This window comes from Anaerostipes sp. MSJ-23 (assembly GCF_018918155.1).
Lineage (GTDB): Bacteria > Bacillota > Clostridia > Lachnospirales > Lachnospiraceae > Anaerostipes.
The window spans coordinates 1-21,517 of the sequence record NZ_JAHLPY010000020.1 but is presented as its reverse complement, the minus strand read 5'-3'; the positions used below and the strand labels follow the sequence as shown (position 1 = coordinate 21,517).

General features: G+C 35.1%; 21 protein-coding genes and 1 pseudogene. 18 read left to right on the top strand and 4 right to left on the bottom strand.

Annotation, left to right across the window (positions count from 1 at the left end; genetic code table 11):
* The first annotated feature begins 33 nt into the window (after positions 1 to 33).
* From ttdA to KQI71_RS10955, 12 genes are all read left to right on the top strand, one after another.
* On the top strand, positions 34 to 933 hold the full coding sequence (gene ttdA, locus KQI71_RS11010) for a L(+)-tartrate dehydratase subunit alpha (protein WP_216436181.1): 900 nt from the start codon (positions 34 to 36) through the stop codon (positions 931 to 933).
* Positions 933 to 1,559, top strand: coding sequence for a L(+)-tartrate dehydratase subunit beta (gene ttdB, locus KQI71_RS11005; protein ID WP_216436180.1), 627 nt, complete (start codon positions 933 to 935; stop codon positions 1,557 to 1,559). The genes ttdA and ttdB overlap by 1 nt, the downstream gene beginning before the upstream one ends.
* Positions 1,560 to 1,749: 190 nt before the next feature.
* The gene (locus tag KQI71_RS11000; RefSeq protein WP_253288058.1) at positions 1,750 to 2,325 is read left to right on the top strand and encodes a GntR family transcriptional regulator; all 576 of its coding nucleotides are present in this window, start codon (positions 1,750 to 1,752) and stop codon (positions 2,323 to 2,325) included.
* Between the two features lie 2 nt (positions 2,326 to 2,327).
* On the top strand, positions 2,328 to 2,972 hold the full coding sequence (locus tag KQI71_RS10995) for a GntR family transcriptional regulator (protein WP_216436178.1): 645 nt from the start codon (positions 2,328 to 2,330) through the stop codon (positions 2,970 to 2,972).
* A gap of 156 nt (positions 2,973 to 3,128) precedes the next feature.
* Entirely contained in the window at positions 3,129 to 4,538 is a 1,410-nt protein-coding gene (locus KQI71_RS10990; protein WP_216436177.1) for an acyl-CoA carboxylase subunit beta, read from the top strand.
* Positions 4,539 to 4,552: 14 nt separating this feature from the next.
* On the top strand, positions 4,553 to 4,879 hold the full coding sequence (locus KQI71_RS10985) for an OadG family protein (protein ID WP_216436176.1): 327 nt from the start codon (positions 4,553 to 4,555) through the stop codon (positions 4,877 to 4,879).
* A gap of 18 nt (positions 4,880 to 4,897) precedes the next feature.
* Complete coding sequence (locus KQI71_RS10980) at positions 4,898 to 5,260, top strand: biotin/lipoyl-containing protein (protein ID WP_216436175.1); 363 nt, start codon at positions 4,898 to 4,900, stop codon at positions 5,258 to 5,260.
* Positions 5,261 to 5,285: 25 nt separating this feature from the next.
* On the top strand, positions 5,286 to 6,407 hold the full coding sequence (locus tag KQI71_RS10975; RefSeq protein WP_216436174.1) for a sodium ion-translocating decarboxylase subunit beta: 1,122 nt from the start codon (positions 5,286 to 5,288) through the stop codon (positions 6,405 to 6,407).
* A gap of 21 nt (positions 6,408 to 6,428) precedes the next feature.
* Entirely contained in the window at positions 6,429 to 7,841 is a 1,413-nt protein-coding gene (locus tag KQI71_RS10970; RefSeq protein ID WP_216436173.1) for an oxaloacetate decarboxylase subunit alpha, read from the top strand.
* Between the two features lie 227 nt (positions 7,842 to 8,068).
* Positions 8,069 to 8,551, top strand: coding sequence for a MarR family winged helix-turn-helix transcriptional regulator (locus KQI71_RS10965; RefSeq protein WP_216436172.1), 483 nt, complete (start codon positions 8,069 to 8,071; stop codon positions 8,549 to 8,551).
* A complete protein-coding gene (locus KQI71_RS10960; RefSeq protein ID WP_216436171.1) occupies positions 8,544 to 10,277 on the top strand; it encodes an ABC transporter ATP-binding protein in 1,734 nt (577 codons plus the stop codon). The genes KQI71_RS10965 and KQI71_RS10960 overlap by 8 nt, the downstream gene beginning before the upstream one ends.
* Positions 10,270 to 12,159, top strand: coding sequence for an ABC transporter ATP-binding protein (locus KQI71_RS10955; RefSeq protein WP_216436170.1), 1,890 nt, complete (start codon positions 10,270 to 10,272; stop codon positions 12,157 to 12,159). The genes KQI71_RS10960 and KQI71_RS10955 overlap by 8 nt, the downstream gene beginning before the upstream one ends.
* Before the next feature lie 62 nt (positions 12,160 to 12,221).
* On the opposite strand, the gene KQI71_RS10950 is transcribed toward KQI71_RS10955, so the two are convergent.
* From KQI71_RS10950 to KQI71_RS13030, 3 genes are all read right to left on the bottom strand, one after another.
* Complete coding sequence (locus KQI71_RS10950) at positions 12,222 to 13,475, bottom strand: dicarboxylate/amino acid:cation symporter (RefSeq protein WP_216436169.1); 1,254 nt, start codon at positions 13,473 to 13,475, stop codon at positions 12,222 to 12,224.
* 176 nt (positions 13,476 to 13,651) lie between these two features.
* On the bottom strand, positions 13,652 to 13,933 hold the full coding sequence (locus KQI71_RS10945; protein ID WP_216436168.1) for a helix-turn-helix domain-containing protein: 282 nt from the start codon (positions 13,931 to 13,933) through the stop codon (positions 13,652 to 13,654).
* The gene (locus tag KQI71_RS13030; RefSeq protein WP_334300765.1) at positions 13,891 to 15,090 is read right to left on the bottom strand and encodes a PucR family transcriptional regulator ligand-binding domain-containing protein; all 1,200 of its coding nucleotides are present in this window, start codon (positions 15,088 to 15,090) and stop codon (positions 13,891 to 13,893) included. The genes KQI71_RS10945 and KQI71_RS13030 overlap by 43 nt, the downstream gene beginning before the upstream one ends.
* 424 nt (positions 15,091 to 15,514) lie before the next feature.
* Between KQI71_RS13030 and KQI71_RS10935 the strand changes: the two genes are divergently transcribed.
* From KQI71_RS10935 to KQI71_RS10920, 4 genes are all read left to right on the top strand, one after another.
* On the top strand, positions 15,515 to 16,189 hold the full coding sequence (locus KQI71_RS10935; protein WP_216436167.1) for a response regulator transcription factor: 675 nt from the start codon (positions 15,515 to 15,517) through the stop codon (positions 16,187 to 16,189).
* Positions 16,186 to 17,403, top strand: coding sequence for a sensor histidine kinase (locus tag KQI71_RS10930; protein WP_216436166.1), 1,218 nt, complete (start codon positions 16,186 to 16,188; stop codon positions 17,401 to 17,403). Before KQI71_RS10935 ends, KQI71_RS10930 begins: the two co-directional genes overlap by 4 nt.
* A 14-nt stretch (positions 17,404 to 17,417) precedes the next feature.
* A complete protein-coding gene (locus KQI71_RS10925; protein WP_216436165.1) occupies positions 17,418 to 18,008 on the top strand; it encodes a GTP pyrophosphokinase in 591 nt (196 codons plus the stop codon).
* Positions 18,009 to 18,106: 98 nt separating this feature from the next.
* Positions 18,107 to 18,766: a C40 family peptidase gene (locus KQI71_RS10920; RefSeq protein ID WP_216436164.1), complete on the top strand. Its 660-nt coding sequence runs from the start codon at positions 18,107 to 18,109 to the stop codon at positions 18,764 to 18,766.
* A 95-nt stretch (positions 18,767 to 18,861) separates the two neighbouring features.
* Here KQI71_RS10920 and KQI71_RS10915 read toward each other — a convergent pair whose 3' ends face one another.
* Entirely contained in the window at positions 18,862 to 20,226 is a 1,365-nt protein-coding gene (locus tag KQI71_RS10915) for an NCS2 family permease (RefSeq protein WP_216436163.1), read from the bottom strand.
* Between the two features lie 399 nt (positions 20,227 to 20,625).
* On the opposite strand from KQI71_RS10915, the gene KQI71_RS10910 reads away from it, so the two are divergent.
* Entirely contained in the window at positions 20,626 to 21,012 is a 387-nt protein-coding gene (locus KQI71_RS10910; RefSeq protein WP_216436201.1) for an ABC transporter substrate-binding protein, read from the top strand.
* 4 nt (positions 21,013 to 21,016) lie between these two features.
* Positions 21,017 to 21,409, top strand: a pseudogene (locus KQI71_RS10905) (ATP-binding cassette domain-containing protein); the annotation flags it as partial.
* Positions 21,410 to 21,517: the final 108 nt, after the last annotated feature.

Genomic DNA, 21,517 nt, shown 5'->3' with positions numbered 1-21,517 from the left:
ATATTTTATTATAAAAATTTCAGGAGGGAAATAATGAGTAAAAAAGAACAGGTAGAACAGCTTACCAATTATATGGCAAATTTTGTGTCATATATTGGAAAAGTATTGCCAGATGACATTATTAAAAAATTAGATGAATTAGCTGAGAAAGAAGACAGTCCATTATCCAAGACGATTTATAAAACAATGAAACAGAACCAGAAACTGGCAAAAGAATTAAATCGTCCAAGCTGTCAGGATACAGGAGTTCTTCAGTTCTGGGTAAAATGTGGAACAAATTTTCCATTAATCGGGGAACTGGAACCATTATTAAAAGAAGCAGTTGTAAAAGCAACATTTGAAGCACCTCTTCGTCATAATAGTGTTGAAACATTTGATGAATATAACACAGGAAAAAATGTCGGAAAAGGAACACCAACGGTATTCTGGGATATTGTGCCAGATAGTGATGAATGTGAAATCTATGCCTACATGGCAGGTGGTGGATGTACACTTCCAGGAAAAGCAATGGTATTAATGCCAGGTGCAGGATATGAAGGTGTTACAAAATTTGTTATGGATGTTATGACATCTTATGGATTAAATGCCTGTCCTCCATTATTAGTAGGTGTTGGAGTTGCAACTTCTGTAGAAACAGCAGCACTTCTTTCTAAGAAAGCATTGATGCGTCCTCTGGGAAGCCATAATGATAATGAAAGAGCTGCTTATATGGAAGAACTTTTGGAAAAAGGAATCAATGATATCGGTCTTGGACCTCAGGGAATGGGTGGAAAATATTCCGTTATGGGTGTTCATATTGAAAATACAGCAAGACATCCATCTGCAATCGGAGTTGCAGTAAATGTCGGATGCTGGTCCCACAGACGTGGACACATTATTTTTGATAAAGATTTGAACTATAAAATCACAACACATACGGGGGTGACCTTATAATGGTAGAAGTAAAAGATGGAAAGAAAATTTTAACAACACCAATTTCAGCAGAGGATTTGGCAGATATTCATATTGGAGATATTATTTACTTAAATGGAGATATGACAACTTGCCGTGATGTTGCACATCGTCGTTTAGTAGAAGAAGGAAGAGAACTTCCTGTTGATGTAAGAGATGCTGCAATTTTTCATGCAGGACCAATCATTCGTCCATTGGAGGATGATAAATTTGAAATGGTTTCTGTAGGACCAACAACAAGTATGCGTATGGAAAAATTCGAAAAAGAATTTGTAGAGCAGACGGGAGTAAAAGTCATCATTGGAAAGGGAGGAATGGGACCAAATACAGAATATGCATGTAAGAATTTCAAGGCAATTCATTGTGTATTCCCAGCTGGAAATGCTGTTGTGGCAGCAACAGAAGTAGAAGAGATTGTTGAAGCCCAGTGGAGAGATCTTGGAATGCCAGAAACATTATGGCATTGTCATGTAAAAGAATTTGGACCGCTGATCGTATCTATCGATTCAGAAGGCCGCAATCTGTTTGAAGAAAATAAAGTGATTTTTAATCAGAGAAAAGATAAAGCCATTGAAGAAATCTGCAAACATGTAGGATTCATTAAATAAAAGACATTTAAAACCATGTCAAATTTTCCTTATAACTCATATGTACATTCAAAAGAACCCCTGTTACCGTAAGATAGCAGGGGTTTTCAAATGAATTTAATTTTCATCGGAAGTTCTTTACGAAACAGAAAAAAATGGATACAATATAAGTAACAAAAAAGAAATTTAAAGGGGAAATGATATCGTGAAGATGGAAAAAATTAAAATCCAGAAGAAGCAGGGAAGTGTTGTCGAGATCTTAAAACATGAAATCCTGCTGGGTAATATACCAAGCGGTACCGAGATGACACAAAATGAATTGGCAACGAGTCTTGGTGTATCACGTATGCCAGTTCGTGAAGCATTGATTTTGTTGGAATATCAGGGGCTTATTGATCGATTGCCCAATAATCATGTACGAGTGGCTCAATTATCAGAGGAATACTTTCGCAAAATTTTTGAATTATGTATTCATATTGAAAAAGATGCAATATTATATGTTTTGGATACGGCTGAAGATGACATAATTCTACCAACCGAAGAAATGAATTTTCATAAATTCTTATATGAGAAATATCCTTATAGTTTTCAAAAGAAAATGTTGGAAACAGTAATAGAAATTTATGTTTCTTTTGCAGTTAATAGCTTTTCTTATAATAAAGCAAATGGAGCAATGCTTCTTGAGGCAGTGAAAGATTTCCAGAAGGGAAGAGAGGGAGACCTTTTGGAAGTATTGAGGAAATATTATAAAGAAATTTTAAGTACGATTATGAAAGAGAGGGTATGAGTATGTTAGGATTAAAACCAATTAAATTACTTCCTGCAAGGGAAAGAGTAGCATCGGCTCTTCGTGAGGCAATTATTTCAAAAAAAATACAAGAAGGAGAATCACTGACATTGGATACAACAGCGCAGGAACTTGGAGTATCGATTACCCCTGTCAGGGAAGCTTTTCAAATTCTTGCACGAGATGGGCTTATTGAATTAAAACAAAATAAAGGTGCAATTGTTCTTGGATTGAATGAGACAACGATTCGAAACCATTATCAGGTAAGAGCAGCTTTGGAAAGTGAAGCTTGTGAAATTTGTTGTGAGATAGGTGCAGATTTATCTGCAATTAAAAATTGTTTGACATCTGCGACAAAGGCACTGGAGAAAGATGACTTTGGAAGCTTTGTGAATTATAATCAGTCCTTTCATTATGAAATTTGGCGTGCAGCTGGAAATGAAAAAATGCAGCAGATGTTAGCTGAATTATGGAATGGTTTATCTATGGGCATCAAGTCGACAGTAGAAAAATATGCAAAAAGATCAAATGAAGAACATAAGGCAATTTATGAAGCAATGGAGCGTCGTGACGCGGAGGCTTCTAGAAAAGAAATGAGACATCATATTTATCGTAGTATGGAAGATATGTTAACAAGATATGAATAAATACTGGTAAAATTATATAATTTTTGTTAAAAAAATAAGGCAGAATGCCGAATTATGAAAAATAAGGTTGACTTTAGTGGCGTTCTGTTTTATATTAGACACAAGAAATGGATACATTATCATATATTAACAATAAAATAATCAGGAGGAAAAGTGATGGCAAAGGGTAAAATGAGTGCTAGGGAGAGAATCGAATATTTGCTTGATGACAACAGTTTTGTTGAGATCGGTAAATTAGTCACAGCACGAAATACAGATTACAATCTGGATTCTAAAAAAGTGCCAGGAGATGGTGTCATTACAGGATACGGTGTTATGGATGGCCGTATGGTTTATGTATACAGCCAGGATGCATCTGCACTTGGAGGTTCTGTTGGTGAAATGCATGCAAAAAAAATTGTAGCTCTTTATGATTTAGCGATTAAAACAGGGGCACCAGTGATTGGAATGATTGATTGTGCGGGGATCCGATTACAGGAAGCTTCGGATGCACTAGATGCATTCGGAACTATTTTTGCAAAACAGGGACAGGCTTCTGGTAAAATTGTTCAAATCAGTGCGGTATTTGGTATGTGCGGAGGTGGATGTGCAGTCATGTCCTCCATGTCAGATTTTACATTTATGGAACGTAATCAGGGTTCCTTATTTATTAATAGTCCGAATACGTTGGAAAATGAGAGATTAGATGCGAAAGAAGTTCAAAAAGATGAGCTTGAAAATATTGATTTTATGTGTGATTCAGAAGAAGAGTTACTGACAGATCTTCGTCAATTGGTTAGCATTCTTCCTTCCGATTATGAATCAGGAAATGTTTTATCCGATTGTAGTGATGACCTCAATCGTGTGATTCCAGAATTAAATGATACACCATATCAGGCAGATTATTTATTACAGGCAATCTCTGATAATCATTTATTTGTTCAGGTAAAAAAAGAAGTTGCAACAAGTGTTGTGATTGGATTTATTAAATTAAATGGAGAAACGGTAGGAGCAATTGCAAATCATCCAACGAATGGCGTCTGTACACTTGAGACAGCAGCAATTGATCAGGCAACCAGATTTTTAAAATTCTGTGATGCATTTTCAATTCCGGTATTAACAGTAACTGATGTAGAAGGAATGAAAACGAGTCGTGAAGAAGAAAGAAAAATGGCAAGGGCACTTGCTATCTTTACGAAAGAAATGATTAGCTGTACTGTGCCAAAAGTAAATTTAATTGTTGGAAAGGCTTTTGGTACGGCAGGAATTATTATGAATTCTAAATCAATTGGAGCCGATTTTGTTCTTGCTTGGCCTACGGCAAGCATTGGAATGATGGATCCGGAACAGGCTGTACGAATCATGTATGCAAAAGAGATTGCAGAAAATGATGATCAGCTTGGATTGATTGCAGAAAAAACGAAAGAGTATGCACAGATGCAGAACAGTGCCGAGAGCGCAGCAAAACGTGGTGCGATTGATGATATTATTATTCCGGATGCTACGAGAAAACGTCTGATCATGGCATATGAAATGCTTTATGGTAAAAAGCAGAAAACGGAAGATAAAAAACATACAACCATTTAGAGAGGTGACGGGTTATGGAACATATGACGACCGCATTGGCAAATACCTTGATGGGAATGGGAACCGTTTTTGTAATGTTAATCTTTATTTCATTATTGATTTCCCTATTTGTGTATATACCAAAGTTGGAAGAGAAAATAAAAAATGCTGGGAAAAAACCGGAACCTGTTCAGGAAATAACAAAAGAACAAAAGCAGCCGGTTGTGGAGGTATCTCAGGAAGAAGATGAACAGTTAATTGCCGTTATTACAGCAGCAATTATGGCGTCTGCAAAAGATGTTACGAGTGAAGATAAATTAGTAGTAAGATCCATCCATCGTGTTGGTGGAAGAAGAGCTTAGATTATTTGGAGGTTATTTATGAAGAATTATAGAATTACAGTCAATGGGGTATCTTATGATGTTGCAGTGGAAGAAACAGGAGAAGGAGTATCTGCTCCAATAGCAACTTCAGCACCTGCACCAAAAGCACCAGCACCAAAAAAAGCAGCATCTGCTGGCGGAGAAGGTGCAGTAAAAATTAATTCACCAATGCCTGGAAATATTCTTTCAGTAAAAGCATCTGCAGGACAGGCAGTAAAAAAAGGTGATGTTTTAATGGTACTGGAAGCAATGAAAATGGAAAATGAAATCTGTGCACCACAGGATGGAACAGTAGCGAGCATCAATGTTGCATCAGGTGACAGTGTTGAAAGTGGAGACGTATTAGCAACGATGGATTAGTCATTGCCTGAATGGAGGAAATTCTATGAGTTATGTTATTAATACCATGACCAATCTGGCAAATCAGACCGGTTTTGCTTTTTTGAAACCAGGAAATTTCATTATGATCGTAGTCGCACTAGTTTTCTTATATTTGGCGATTGCAAAACAGTATGAACCATTATTATTAGTGCCGATTTCTTTTGGAATGTTACTGGTAAATTTATATCCGCAGATTATGCAGGAAGGCGGGTTGTTACATTATTTTTATCTGTTAGATGAGTGGAGTATTCTTCCATCTCTGATCTTTCTTGGAGTTGGAGCTTTGACAGATTTTGGACCATTGATTGCCAATCCGAAGAGCTTTCTTCTTGGAGCGGCAGCTCAATTTGGAATTTATGCGGCATATTTTTTGGCAATTTTTATGAAATTTCCAGATAAAGCAGCAGCAATTTCTATTATTGGAGGAGCGGATGGACCAACTTCCATTTTCCTTGCGGGAAAACTTGGACAGACTGCTTATATGGGACCAATTGCTGTAGCGGCATATTCTTATATGTCTTTGGTACCAATTATTCAGCCACCAATTATGAAATTACTGACAACGGAAGAAGAACGTAAAATAAAAATGGAACAGCTTCGTCCGGTTTCAAAGACTGAAAAGATTTTATTCCCAGTAATTGTAACAATTATTGTTTGTTTAATCCTTCCGACAACAGCACCACTGGTTGGTATGTTAATGCTTGGAAATTTATTCCGTGAAAGTGGAGTTGTAAAGCAGTTATCTGATACTGCATCAAATGCATTAATGTATATTGTTGTTATTATTCTTGGAACATCGGTAGGAGCGACAACAAGTGCTGAAGCCTTCTTAAATGTTAGTACAATCAAAATTGTTATTTTAGGGTTAATTGCATTTGCTGTTGGAACAGCCAGCGGAGTTCTTTTTGGAAAGCTGATGTGCAAACTGACACATGGAAAAGTAAACCCACTAATTGGTTCTGCCGGAGTATCAGCAGTGCCAATGGCAGCCAGAGTATCCCAGAAGGTTGGAGCAGAAGCGGATCCATCAAATTTCCTTCTGATGCATGCGATGGGACCAAATGTGGCAGGAGTTATCGGAACAGCTGTAGCAGCCGGAATCTTTATGGCTATTTTCGGAGTTTAAGGAAAGGAAGTAGAATAGATTATGTCTGAAAAAGGGAAAAAACCAATAAAAATCGTAGAAACTGTACTGCGTGACGGACATCAGTCATTGATCGCAACAAGAATGACAACAGAACAGATGTTACCAATCATTGATAAAATGGATCAGGTTGGATACCATGCAGTAGAATGTTGGGGAGGAGCTACTTTTGATGCTTCTTTAAGATTCTTAAAAGAAGATCCATGGGAGAGACTTCGTAAATTACGTGATGGTTTTAAACATACAAAATTACAAATGTTGTTCCGTGGGCAGAATATCCTTGGATATCGGCCATATGCAGATGATGTTGTAGAATATTTTGTGCAAAAATCCATTGCGAATGGAATTGATATTATTCGTATTTTTGACTGTCTAAATGATCTTCGTAATTTGGAGACAGCAGTGAAGGCAGCAAATAAAGAAAAAGGACATGCCCAGGTTGCACTTGCTTATACACTGGGAGATGCTTATACATTAGATTATTGGAAAGAAACAGCGAAACGAATTGAAGATATGGGAGCGGATTCTCTTTGTATTAAAGATATGGCAGGATTACTTGTTCCATATGAAGCAACGCGTCTTGTGGAGGCTTTAAAGGAAGCAACAAGTCTTCCGATCGATCTGCATACCCATTATACAAGTGGTGTTGCATCGATGACATATATGAGGGCAGTAGAAGCAGGAGTCGATATGGTCGACACAGCGATTTCACCATTTGCACTTGGAACATCTCAACCTGCGACTGAAGTTATGGTGGAAACATTTAAGGGAACACCATATGATGCAGGGCTTGATATGCAGCTGTTAGGTGAAATTGCGGATTATTTCCGTCCGATTCGAGAAGATGCAATTGAATCTGGATTATTGAATCCAAGGGCATTAGGTGTCAATATTAAGACATTAATGTATCAGGTGCCAGGAGGAATGCTTTCTAACCTGTTATCCCAGTTAAAAGAACAGGGAGCATCTGATAAATATTATGATGTACTGGCAGAAATTCCAAGAGTCAGAAAAGACTTTGGAGAACCGCCACTTGTAACACCATCCAGCCAGATTGTTGGAACTCAAGCTGTATTAAATGTGCTGGCTGGAGAACGTTATAAGATGATTACAAAAGAATCAAAAGATCTGTTACAGGGAAAATATGGTCAAACAGTAAAACCGGTAAACAAAGAAATCCAGAAAAAAGCAATTGGGGATGAAAAACCGATTACATGTAGATTGGCAGATACTCTGGAACCAGAACTCGAGAAACTTGAAAAAGAAATGGCACAATGGAAAGAGCAAGATGAAGATGTATTGTCCTATGCGCTTTTTCCACAGGTAGCAACTGATTTCTTTAAATATCGTGCAGCACAGAAAAATAAAATTGATCTTGGAAAAGCTGACATGGAAAATGGAGCTTATCCAGTCTAAAAAATGCCTGTTATCCCAAACAGGATTTGTTGTGTCAACAATCTCCTTACTTGATTAACCTATATAGAAAAACAGTACCCTTTTTGGAGTGGTGGGGTACTGTTTTTTGTTTCTGAAGTTTGAGAGATTATTAAGATTGTTTTGAAGAAATTCTTGACAATAAAAATTATGATCTGTATAATACTAAAAAGGTTAGGAAACTAACTAATTTCAAAGGAGATGAATGAATGCAAGATATAAATAATAAAATAAACAACATTCATATGGGAAAATTGATTCATATGTTGTCGCATGAAATGAAGAGAAATTATCCAATCGATAAAGTAATCAATGAGGATTTAACGATTATGCAGAAGCATATTTTAAAGTTTATTTTATTAGAAACAATGCACAGGGACATTTATCAAAAGGACATTGAGGAAGAATTTCAAATCCGAAAATCCACAGTGACAGGCTATGTACAATTAATGGAGAAAAATGGGTTTCTGACACGTGAAAGTGCAAAAGAAGATGCAAGAAAGAAACGACTTGTACCAACAGCGAAAGCAGAAGATCTTCGAGTTGCAATTTTAGAAGATATTAAACGAAATGAAAAGCTAATGGTAGAGGGAATTCCAGATGAAGATGTAATAACCTGTAAACAAGTTTTATATCATGTGTTACAAAATCTTATAAAAAGAGACAAGGAGGAAGTAAAAAAAGATGAATAAGACTTTACTACAGTCAGTCCGAGAATATAAAAAACAATCGCTACTCACTCCGATTTTGGTTGTTCTCGAGGTATTGATGGAAGTTTTAATTCCGATGGAAATGGCAAAGATCATTGATGTCGGTATGGCGCATGGAGATTTACACTATATTATTCAACGAGGTATTATCCTTGTAATTATGGCAATGCTTGCGTTGTTTTTCGGTATCTCTGCTGGAAATACGGCAGCTGTTGCAGGTGCTGGATATGCGAAAAACCTTCGTCATGATATTTTCTATAAAGTACAACAATTTTCTTTCAAAAATATTGATCACTTTGCAACATCAGGTCTTGTTACTAGAATGACAACAGATATTACAAATATTCAGATGGCCTATATGATGAGTATTCGATTGCTTGCAAGGGCCCCGATTATGATTATTTTATCTTGGGTGATGACATTAACTTATAGTAAAACTGTTGCATTACTATTTTTAATTGTTATCCCACTACTAGGCGGAACATTGATGTTTATTGCAAAAAAAGCACATCCTCATTTTATTAAAGTATTTGATGAATATGATGTATTAAATAATTCTGTGCAGGAAAATGTAAATGCTTCTCGTGTTGTAAAGGCATTTGTAAGAGAAGATTATGAAATTGATAAATTTCATGGAATTTCTAAATATGTATACAAACTTTTTACAAAGGCAGAGAAGATCGTTGCTTGGAACTCACCAGTTATGCAGTTTACAATGTATGTTGTTGTATTGATTCTGGTATCTATTGGTGGAACAGGTATTGTTCATGGTACAATGGAAACGGGAGAGCTGACGAGTATTATTGTATATGCTATGCAGATTTTGATGTCTTTGATGATGGTTACTTTTGTCTTTGTTATGATTATGATTGCAGAAGCTTCAACAGACCGTATTACTGAAGTATTAACAGAAGTACCTGAAATGCAGGATAAGGCAAATGCAATTACAGAAGTAAAAGACGGAGAAATTATTTTTGATCATGTAAACTTCAGTTATGCAGGAGAAGGCGGAAATCTTTCTTTAAAAGATGTGAACCTTCACATTAAATCCGGACAGACCATTGGTATTATCGGTGGAACTGGAAGTGCAAAATCAACATTGGTTCAGTTGATACCAAGGCTTTACGATGTTACAGAAGGATGTGTAAAAGTTGGTGGTGTAGATGTTCGTGATTACAATTTGGAAGTGTTAAGAGACCAAGTTTCCATGGTGCTTCAGAAAAATGTATTGTTTACAGGGACCATTTATGAAAATATTCGCTGGGGTGATGAAAATGCAACAGATGAAGAAGTCCAGAGAATGTGTCAATTAGCTCAGGCAGATGGATTTGTAAATGAATTTCCTGCAGGATATAATACAAAGATTGTGCAGGGTGGAAATAATGTTTCTGGTGGGCAGAAACAAAGACTTTGTATTGCTCGTGCATTATTAAAGAAACCAAAGATTTTGATTCTTGATGACTCTACGAGTGCAGTTGATACAAAAACGGATGCACTTATTCGAAAAGCTTTTCGTGAGGAAATTCCGGATACAACAAAGATTATTATTGCTCAGAGAGTTTCTTCTATTGAAGATGCTGATCAAATCATTGTATTAGATAATGGAAAGATTATGGGTGTTGGAACATCAGAAGAATTATTAAAGACAAACGATATTTATAGAGAAGTATATGAATCACAGGTGAAAGGAGGAGAAGACGATGAATAAAGAACAGAAAAAAGTAGTTTCAAAAAATACTCTCAAGACTGCAAAGCGTCTTTTGAAATATGTAACAGAAACCTATAAGTTACAATTTATTCTTGTTTTTGTTTGCATTTTTATTAGTGCAGCGGCATCTGTGTCTGTATCACTTTCTCTGAAGTTTATGCTGGATGATTTTATCCTTCCGCTGGTTGGACATAGTCATCCAGATTTTACAAACTTCTATCATGCAATGGCAGTGCTTGGATGTATTTTTGCAGCGGGAGTTATTGCAACGTTTATTTATACAAGAATGATGGTTTATATTGGTCAGGGTGTTTTAAAACGTGTTAGAGATGATATGTTTGAACATATGCAGACATTGCCGATCCGCTATTTTGACCAGAATACAAATGGATCTATTATGAGTTTATATACGAATGACACAGATACTCTGCGTCAGATGATTAGTCAGGCAATTCCACAGGCTTTGATGTCCTTCTTTACGATTATTGTAACTTTTATTTCAATGTTGGTATTAAGTCCTTTATTGACAATTCTTGCGGTAATCGTTATTGGAATTATGTTAGTTGTAACAAAAGCAATTGGAGGAAATAGTGGAAAATACTTTATTCGTCAGCAGAAATCCTTGGCGGATGTAACAGGATTTATTGAAGAACGTATGAATGGTCAACGTGTTATCAAGGTATTTAATCATGAACGCAAATCAGAATTAGAGTTTGATCAGTTAAATGAAGCATTGTTTGAAAGTGCAGCAAGCGCTAATAAATATGCTAATATGATGGGACCTGTGATTGGAAATATTGGAAATCTTCAGTTTGTTCTGACTGCAGTATTTGGAGGTGTTCTTGCGGTTGAAGGTGTTGGAGGAATTACTCTTGGTGTTATGGCCTCTTACCTTCAGTTTACGAAGAGTTTTACACAGCCGTTTATGCAGGTAGCGCAGCAGTTTAACTCGATTGTTATGGCGTTGGCTGGTGCAGAGCGTATCTTTGCATTGATTGACGAAAAACCGGAAGAAGATGAAGGATATGTAACACTTGTTAATGCAAAAAAAGATGAAAGTGGAAATATTGTTGAATGCAAAGAAAGAACTGGCATGTGGGCATGGAAACATCCGCATTCTGCAGATGGATCTGTCTCTTATACAGAATTAACAGGAGATGTACGTTTTGAAGATGTTACTTTTGGATACAATGAGGATAAAGTGATTCTTCACGATATTAGTTTATTTGCAAAACCTGGACAAAAACTTGCTTTTGTAGGTTCTACTGGTGCTGGTAAGACAACAATTACAAATCTGATTAATAGATTTTATGATATTCAGGATGGTAAAATTCGATATGATGGAATTAACATTAAGAAGATTAAGAAAGATGATTTGAGACGTTCTCTTGGAATCGTATTGCAAGATACACATTTGTTTACAGGAACGATCAAAGAAAATATTCGTTATGGAAATTTAGATGCGACAGATGAGGAAGTTTATGGAGCAGCTAGATTGGCACATGCTGATCAATTTATTAAAATGCTTCCAAATGGATATGATACGATGATTAGTGGGGATGGAGAAGGACTTTCACAGGGACAGAGACAGCTCCTTTCTATTGCAAGAGCCGCAGTAGCCAATCCGCCAGTGTTGATTCTTGATGAGGCAACCTCAAGCATTGATACTCGTACAGAGAGTATTGTACAAAGAGGTATGGATAATCTGATGAAAGGACGTACGGTATTTGTGATTGCTCATAGGCTTTCTACCATTCGAAATAGTGATGCAATTATTGTTCTTGAGCATGGAAGGATCATTGAACGAGGTGATCATGAAGATTTAATTAAGATGAAAGGAACCTATTACCAGTTATATACAGGAAAATTGGAATTATCATAATAAAGAAATAAAAAATCAGGGGAGTTTTTGCTTCCCTGATTTTTTTCTTCTATTATAATATGTTAGTTTCCTTTTGTATAAAATTCATCTGCAGTTATTTTTTCATCAAAGATATCTCTGTAAAATTCTCCTTCGCTGTTGGCTACGATCAGTGCGACTAGTACATCATCAATAACATTTAGTGTTGTTCGGAACATACCAGAAAACCAGTCGATACCGGCTAGCAAAGCAACTCCTTCGATAGGAAGTCCTGCTGTCGGAAGAACAATGGCAAGTGCTACAAGTCCGCCGCCAGGTACAACAACAGTTCCAAGAGTAGCAAGCGTAGACATAATGACGACCACAAATTGCTGTTGTAGGCTTAAATTTACATGGAAAAACTGTGCGATGGTCAGACAGGATAAAGCAAGATAAAGAGCAAGTCCATCACTGTTTAATGACATGCCAAGAGGATTAATGAGCCTAGAGACACGACGACTGATTCCAATTTTATTTTCGGAATCTTCCATTTTTGTAGGCAATGTAATTGCAGAAGAAGTTGTTGTAAAGGCAACGACACCCATACGTAGAAGTTTTTTGGCAAGTTTTGCTGGATTAACTTTTACAACAGCAGAAGTAATCATTAGAAAAATAAAGAGAAGTATGGTTGCAGTAACGCCAAATGCTGCAAGGAATTTCAATAATGGAAGAATAACAGAAAAACCATAATTACCAATGGCCCATCCAAGCAATGAAAAGATACCCAAAGGTGCGGTTTTCATAACTATTTTAATAATGGTAAGTAGCACTTCATTGATACTCTTGACTGCATTTAAATATTTATTTGTACTTTGTTTTTCTTGTAAAAGGCTGATAGCAATTCCGGCCAGTAAAGCGAAGACGATGACTTGAATGGTATTTCCTTCGCTTAGAGATGTTACAATGTTGGAAGGAAAAAAATTCGTAATAATTTCTGTTATGTTTTGATTTGTTGTGCTAACATTGAATGTTAATTTACCAACATAATGAATACCAGAACCAGGTTTTACGATGTTAGCAGCAGCAATTCCGAAGACGGAGGCAGTTAGTGTGGTAATTGTAAATCCAATAAATGCTTTTCCACCAAGCTTCCCGATTTCCCCGCGTTTTAAAGATCCAACGGCTTCAATGACAGATCCCATAACAAGAACAACGACAGTCATTTGGATCAAGCGTAAAAAGATATCTCCGATAAATTTTGTTTTTACCATAAAGGTTGGAAAAATACATCCGGCGATCATACCAATGATCATGGCAATAAAAATGGCTAATGTGCTGTTGATTTTGAATTTTTTCATATAAATCTCCTTTCTTTTGTAAACACAAAAAAGTCCCAAGGAAATTTCCATCCTTGGAACTTTTACTTTCTTATGCAACACATTATAAAAAATAATAAGTGGTTCTGCAATAGATAAAGTGCACATTTTTATTTAGAAAATTATATGCATAATATACATATAATTGACTTTTCCTGTCACGATAATGTCGAAAGAAGATAAATACATAAGCCGTGATAAATAGAAAATAAATGATTAAAATTATCTGTATGGAGATGAAGAATATTTTCAATTTTATGAATACGATTTAAAAAAGTATTTCGATGAATAAAAAGTTTTTTTGCAGCAATGCTTGCATTAAAATTGCACTGATAATAAATAAAAAGTGTTTGTACAAGATCAGAATGATGTTCTTTATCAAAGTCAACAAGAGGTTTCACACTTGTATGATAAATAGAATCTTTTTCTTCAGAAAGCATTTGGGCAATTTCCCAGAAATATGTTCCTGAAAGGAAAAAAAGTGCTTTTCAGGGAATATCTTAGCAAGAGAAAGCATAAAAGAGGCTTCTTCAAAAGCTTTTTGTAATGTATTTCCATTTAATCGGCTGATGCTATAAGTGATATTTGGAGTCAAATTTATGTTTTTAATAAAGTTATCAAGTTTTTCCAAAATGGGAGGGTTATTAGTCGGAAAGAAACTAATATAAACCATCTTTGTATTCCAGGCAATAAAAAAAGAGTTTGAAGAAAAAGAAAGCTGTTCTAATGTCTGCCGACATAATAAGGCAAAATTTTGTGTATCAAAAGCAGAATTTCTGGATGTAATCAACATACAGATACTGTCAGAAGAATGAGGAATTCCATAATATTCGCATATTTGAAGGATAAATGTTTCAGAAACATGCTCCCGCAGCATTAGAAAGCGAAAGAGAGAGTCAAAATAATTGTTAATGAAAGGTCGACGAATCGTTTCGTTATTTCTGGAAAAATCAAGAATTTTGAGTGCTTGAGAAATAGTACTCCACGGAAGACTTTCTGGTTTATCAGATAAAATACATAATATATAGGAAGCATTTGAAAATGGGAGGAAAGCGGCAGTTCTTGTGAGAGATTCAAACAGGACAGACCCAATCTTATAATGATTTGCCTCTTTGATAGTTTCTAAAAGCAGGATTAATTTGGGTTGTTCATGTTTCAAGAAATTTTTGTCTTTTTTACTTAGAGCATACCATTCTCCAAGCTGATGATTTTCCAAGACAAAGACAGATTGATTTAGGTAATCAGATAAAATCTTTAAGGTTTCTTTAAAAGATTTCCCTTCAAAATGACTGTTAAATAAGGCATTGAAAAGAGTTTGTTCTCTGGCAATTTCATAAAATGTTTGTTGGTATAAATTTTTTGTAACTTCTTTTGAGATGTCTGCAAGGGAGTAATCAAGAGGAAGTTCGATTAGCATTAGACCGGTCTTCTGTGCGGCATTTTTCATGAAAGAAGGAATGGTTTCAAAAAAGCGTCTGGTTTTAATGCATAGAGCAGCGCAGCCAGCATTTTTTAATCCACGAATGGTATTTTCCTGCAAAGGAGGATTATTGATAAAAATATATCCGGTTGTAAGAACGAGTTCTCCAGGTTTGATCCATTGGATAGAATCCGGGTTATCTAAAATGTTTACACCGGTAATTTCTGTGTTAGAAAATTCCTGACAAATCTTTTAGTGTACTGTTATGCAGTAGCCAGTTTACAGTAAGTCCCATAAGTAACTCCTTCCTTTGTAAAAATTAATACAGATTATTACAACATAAATGAAAAAAGAATGCAATAGAAAAAGATTTATGAATATTAAATTTAAAAAATATATATAAAAGAAGAAAAAAGTAGATAGAAAATCAAAAGAAACGATAGGAAGCAGAGAATATTTTATAGGTTAATATAACAGGTATTGCAATTCCATGCATATTTCGAATGGTAACAGGGCTTTTTCAGAAATTTATTGTAATTTTAAGTATAATTAAGGTTAGGCAGATAAAATAAAATATAACAACAGGAAATGAGGAGAAAAAATGAGATTATTACTTGCAGAAGATGAAAAATCGTTATCCAGAGCATTAGTGACGATTCTTAAAAAAAATAATTATGCAGTAGATCCAGTTTATGATGGAGAAGCTGCTTTAGAATATCTTGAAACAGGAAATTATGATGGTGCAATTCTTGATATTATGATGCCAAAGAAAGATGGACTTGAAGTTTTGAAGACATTAAGAGACAAAGGAAATTTGATGCCAATTTTGATGCTGACTGCTAAAGCAGAAATTGATGATAAAGTAGAAGGACTGGATCTTGGAGCAAATGATTATCTTACGAAGCCTTTTGCAGCAAAAGAACTTCTTGCAAGAATCAGGGCAATGTTAAGGACACAGACAGTGCAGCCAGATTCTATGCTTCATGTAGGAAATATTTCGCTCGACCGTGCAACCTTTGAATTATCATCAAAGACTGGAAGTTTTCGGTTAGCAAATAAAGAATTTCAAATGATGGAAATCTTTATGTGTAATCCTGGACATTTGATTTCTAAAGAACGTTTGATGGAAAAAATTTGGGGATATGATAGTGATGCAGAAATTAATGTAGTTTGGGTATATATTTCATACCTTCGAAAAAAGCTAGAGGCCTTGCATGCAAATCTTCAAATTAAAGCAACAAGAAACGCAGGATATTCTTTGGAGGTGATGGAATGATCAAAAAACTTCGATTGAAATTTATTGCAATTTCTACGCTTTCAATGGTGATTGTTTTATTCGTGATTCTTGGTTCTATTAATTTATTAAATTATAGAGAAATGGTACAAAATTCAGATATGATCTTAAATCTTCTTGTGGAAAACAATGGAGTTTTACCCAAAAATGTGTATAAATCAAAACAAGGAAATCATGGGAAAATATCCCCAGAAACATCATTTGAATCAAGATATTTTTCTGTTTTTCTGAAAAAAAATAATACAACTTATGAGGTAGATACAGATAAAATTGCAGCAGTGGATGAAGATCAGGCAGTTTTTTTTGCACAGCAGCTAAACAGTCATTCAAAAGAACGAGGATTTATTTCCTCTTATCGCTATGTAAAGAAACAAACATCAGAAGAAACAAAAATTTTCTTTTTGGATTGCACAAGGTCGGTGACATCATTTCGAGCATTTTTGTTTAGTAGTCTTTTTGTGTCAGCATTAGGAATTGTTGCAGTTTTTCTTTTAGTAGTTTTATTATCAAAAATGGCAGTAGATCCTGTGTCAGAAAGTTATGAAAAGCAGAAACGATTTATTACGGATGCAGGTCATGAGATTAAAACACCATTGACAATTATTGATGCAGATACTTCTATTCTTGAAATAGAATATGGGGAGAGTGAGTGGATCAAAGATATTCAAATGCAGACCAAGAGACTCGCAGGACTTACGAATGATTTGATTTATCTTTCCAGAATGGAAGAGGAAAATACAAAACTTCAAATGATTGATTTTCCATTTTCGGATGTTGCCATGGAAATAGCGCAGTCATTTCAAAATCTCGCAAAGGTACAGGGAAAAGTTTTTGAAGTGAAGATTGATCCAATGCTTAATTTGTGTGGAGACGAGAATGCAATTCGGCAATTATTATCGATTCTTTTGGATAATGCGGTGAAATATTCAGGAGATCGTGGAAAAATTTGCCTTGATATTAGAAAGAAAGGGAAAAACTTAAAGATTTCTGTTTATAATACGGCGCAGTCTATTACAAAAGAAAATATTGAACATTTATTTGATCGGTTTTATCGGACGGATGCATCAAGAAATTCTGAGACAGGTGGTTATGGAATTGGGTTATCAATTGCAAAGGCAGTAGTGGCAGCACATAAAGGAAAGATTACGGCATCTAGTATGGATGGAAAATCATTACTTATCACAGTTATCTTATAGTATGGAGGTTAAGAATGACATACGAAAGTTTTTATGGAAAATATTATGATAGGTTAAGAGCGGCAGAGAAAATGCTTTTACATATGGTTAGTGAATTCGAAAAAATTGGTGGAGGAATAGATGGCGAGAGTAAGGTTGCTTATTGCAAATCAAGGATTAAAAGTCCGGATAGTATGACACAAAAACTTAGAAAACGTGGAATTAAGGTTTGTGCAGAATCAGCTGTAAAAGAAGTAAGAGATGCCGTTGGAATTCGAATTATTTGCTCTTTTTCAGATGATATTTATAAGATTGCAGATTGGATTAGCCAGCAAAATGTAATTGAGGTTCGAAAAATAAAAGATTATATTGCATATCCAAAGGAGAATGGATATCGAAGTTATCATATGATTCTCTATCTAAAACCATTTGATTTTTGTGCGGAAGTTCAGATTCGTACAATTGCGCTTGATTTCTGGGCGAGCCTCGAACATCAAATGAAGTACAAACATAATATAAAAAATGAGAAACTAATTCGAGAAGAGTTAAAGCGATGTGCAGATGAGATTGCGTCCGTAGATTTATCTATGCAGACAATTAAAGATTTGATTTATACAGATTCTTAACGAATATAAAAAAATATTAAAAATATTACAAAAGTGTTTACAAATTTATGCTTTAGTAGTAAAATGTTCTCTTGTAGCATAGTTGCAAGGGAGGAAACATGAGTAAAAAAATTATTAGTATTATGTTTTCTTGCGTGTTAGCATTTTGTTGTCTGCTTGGATTATCTACAGTATCCGGATCAAAAGATGTTTATGCAGCATCGACTTATTCAAGATACACAACAGAGAGCTTGAATATAAGAAAAAAGCCTTCTGCAAGCAGTAAACTCCTTGGTGCATATGATCAGGGAACAAAAGTTACCTGTTATGGAACATCTGGAAAATGGACAATTGTAAAATTTAAAGGTAATGATGCATATGTAGCAACAAGATATTTAACAGACAAGAAAGTAAAGAAAACAACCGGAGATGACGTTGCCAGTTATGCACTGAGATTTGTTGGGAATCCTTATGTGTGGGGTGGAGAAAGTTTGACAAGAGGTGCAGACTGTTCAGGATTTACAAAATCTGTTTATGCACATTTTGGATATTCACTGACACACAGCTCTATTGACCAGAGAAATTATGGACGTGCCGTAAGTTGGAGCAATAAAAAAGCTGGTGACTTAATTTGCTATAATGCACAAAATGGTATTGGACATGTTGGTATTTACATTGGTAACAATCGTGTCGTACATGCCGGAAGCGCGAGAACAGGAATTCATACTTCACCTGCAAATTTCCGCAGTGTATGGGGTGTAAGAAGAATTGTAAAATAATATAGAAGAAATAGAAAAGGTATTTTTTATAGATATCTTTTCTTTTTTTTATAATAAAAAAAGCGGATTTTGAAAAATCCGCTTTGATTGAAAGTTTATAAGAATGCATATTTTAAAATAAATAAGATTGCGAGAATGTACATTAATGGAGTAATTTTTTTTGCTTTTCCACAGATAAGATTTAAAATTACATAAGAAATAATTCCAATAGAGATCCCTTCAGAGATACTGTAAAACAGTGGCATGGAAATAATGCAAAGATAAGCAGGAACAGCCTCTGTCATATTATCATCTGTAAATTTGATATCCGTGATTGCACCAAACATTAAGAATCCAACCATGATCAGCGCAGGTGCTGTTGCAAAGGATGGAATTGCTGTAAAAATTGGTGCAAAAAACATAGAAATTAAAAATAGGAATCCAGAAACAATAGCAGTTAATCCAGTACGTCCACCAGCTGCAACACCAGAAGATGATTCCACGAATGTTGTAACAGTAGAAGTTCCAAGAACAGCTCCAGCAGTTGTAGCAATCGCATCAGATAATAAAGCTGGTTTGATTCCAGGAAGTTTTCCATTTTCATCTAACATATTTGCTTTTGTGCTGACTCCAACTAAAGTTCCAAGAGTATCAAATAGGTCAACAAATAAGAAAGAGAATACGACGATGATGAAGTTAACGATTCCTACTTTGTTTAAATCATATTGAAAACATTTTCCGAAAGTTTCTCCGAGTTTTGAAAAATCTGTCATTGCGAATGTCGGGAAGAGACTATAATATCCAGTTTTCACATTTGGAACATATAATCCAGTAACCTGACAAAGCATACCGATGATCCATGTCGCAAGGATACCAATCAGGATAGATCCAGGAACTTGTTTAATGTAAAGGATAACAGTAATAAATAATCCGATTACGGTAAGCAGTGCGCAAATTCCAGCAGAATGAAAATCTTTTGTAAAGTTTGTGATAGATACAAGCGTAGAACTATTTGCAATGACTAATTTGGAATTTTGAAGCCCAATAAAAGCAATGAAGATACCGATACCAACGGATACACCTTTTTTCAAGTTTAATGGGATTGCATCAAAAATTGCTTCACGGACATTTGTCAGTGATAAAACAATAAAGATCAGACCTTCAACAAATACAGCTAGTAATGCAACCTGCCAATGATATCCCATGACACCAACGACCGTGTATGCAAGGTAGGCATTCAGCCCCATACCTGCAGACAGAACAAAAGGAAGATTTGCAGAAAGTGCCATACAAATTGTTCCGATAAAGGAAGCAATACAGGTAGCAAGTAATACAGCTGTGCCATCCATGCCGGCGTCACCAAGTACACTTGGATTAACAGCAAGAATGTAGGCCATTGTCATAAAAGTAGTAATTCCAGCAATAATTTCTGTTTTGACAGAGGTATTATGCTCTTTTAGTTTAAAAATTTTTTCTAACATAGTTTTTCGTATAAAATATACGCTCCTTTCTTTATAAATAAAAAAATTATTACTACAAGATTATATTATAATCAAAAATAGAAAGCAATGAAAAAGAAACCACCCGGTGCCAGGTGGTTTCTTTTTTGAAAAGAGAGGATTAAAAAATATATATGAAAAACTATACCCTTAAGGCCATCCCAAAATCAGAGCGCCTCACTTCGTTTTGGTGTTCCTTTCAGGTATGGTTTAAGTATACATGCAAGCTGAATGAGAATCAATATAAGGAATCTAAACAAATATAAACGATTTCTAAATGACCTTAAGGAATTCTTATGAATCTAAAAAACATAAAAAGAATTTTCAATAAAGAACAGGAAAAAGAATTGCTTTATATGTATAAAGTCTTTATAATAAAGTCTGAAAACAGATTTCTTTGCATTCCGTGATATTGATCCAGTTTTTGATTATTACACACCAGTGATTATTGGGAATAGTGATTGGATGAAGAAAAATCCAGAAACAGCAAAGAAATTTTTATCTGCAACAAAAAAAGGGCATGAATATGCAATTAAAAATCCAGATGATGCAGCCAATATTCTTTGCAAAGCTTCACCGGAACTTGATAAGAAGCTTGTAAAGAACAGTCAAAAATATATGACCAAACAATACAAAGCAGAAGTAAAACAGTGGGGATACATTAATCCAAAACGTTGGAATAGATTTTATAACTGGTTAAATAAAAATAAGTTGGTGAAGAAAAATATTCCGGAAAATACTGGATTTACGAACGACTATCGGGAGTAAACAAATGGCAGAATTAGTGATAGAAAATGTTTCTTTTTCCCATGAGAAACAAAAGATTCTTGAAAATATTCATATGGAACTTCATGATCAGGAACTGGTTTCTCTTCTTGGGGCCAGTGGTGGCAGAAAAACAACATTATTTCATATTATTTCCGGATTGAATCAACCAGATGAAGGAAGAGTGCTTTTAAATGGGAAAGATATTACAGGGAAGCCTGGCTTTGTTAGCTATATGTTACAAAAGGATCTTTTACTTCCTTATCGAACGATTGAAGATAATGTGATACTCCCATTACTTGTAAAAGGAGAAAAGAAAAAAGAAGCGCGAGAAAAAGTGGCTCCATTATTTCAGGAATTTGGGTTGGAAGGAACGGAGAAAAAATATCCGAAACAATTAAAAAGTATGTAGAAAATCAAAAGAAGAGATATTAGAAAAAGAGAATATTATATTAGAAAGTGAGGTGAATATTATGGCAAACTTTATTGTTGAATTTCCATTAAAAAC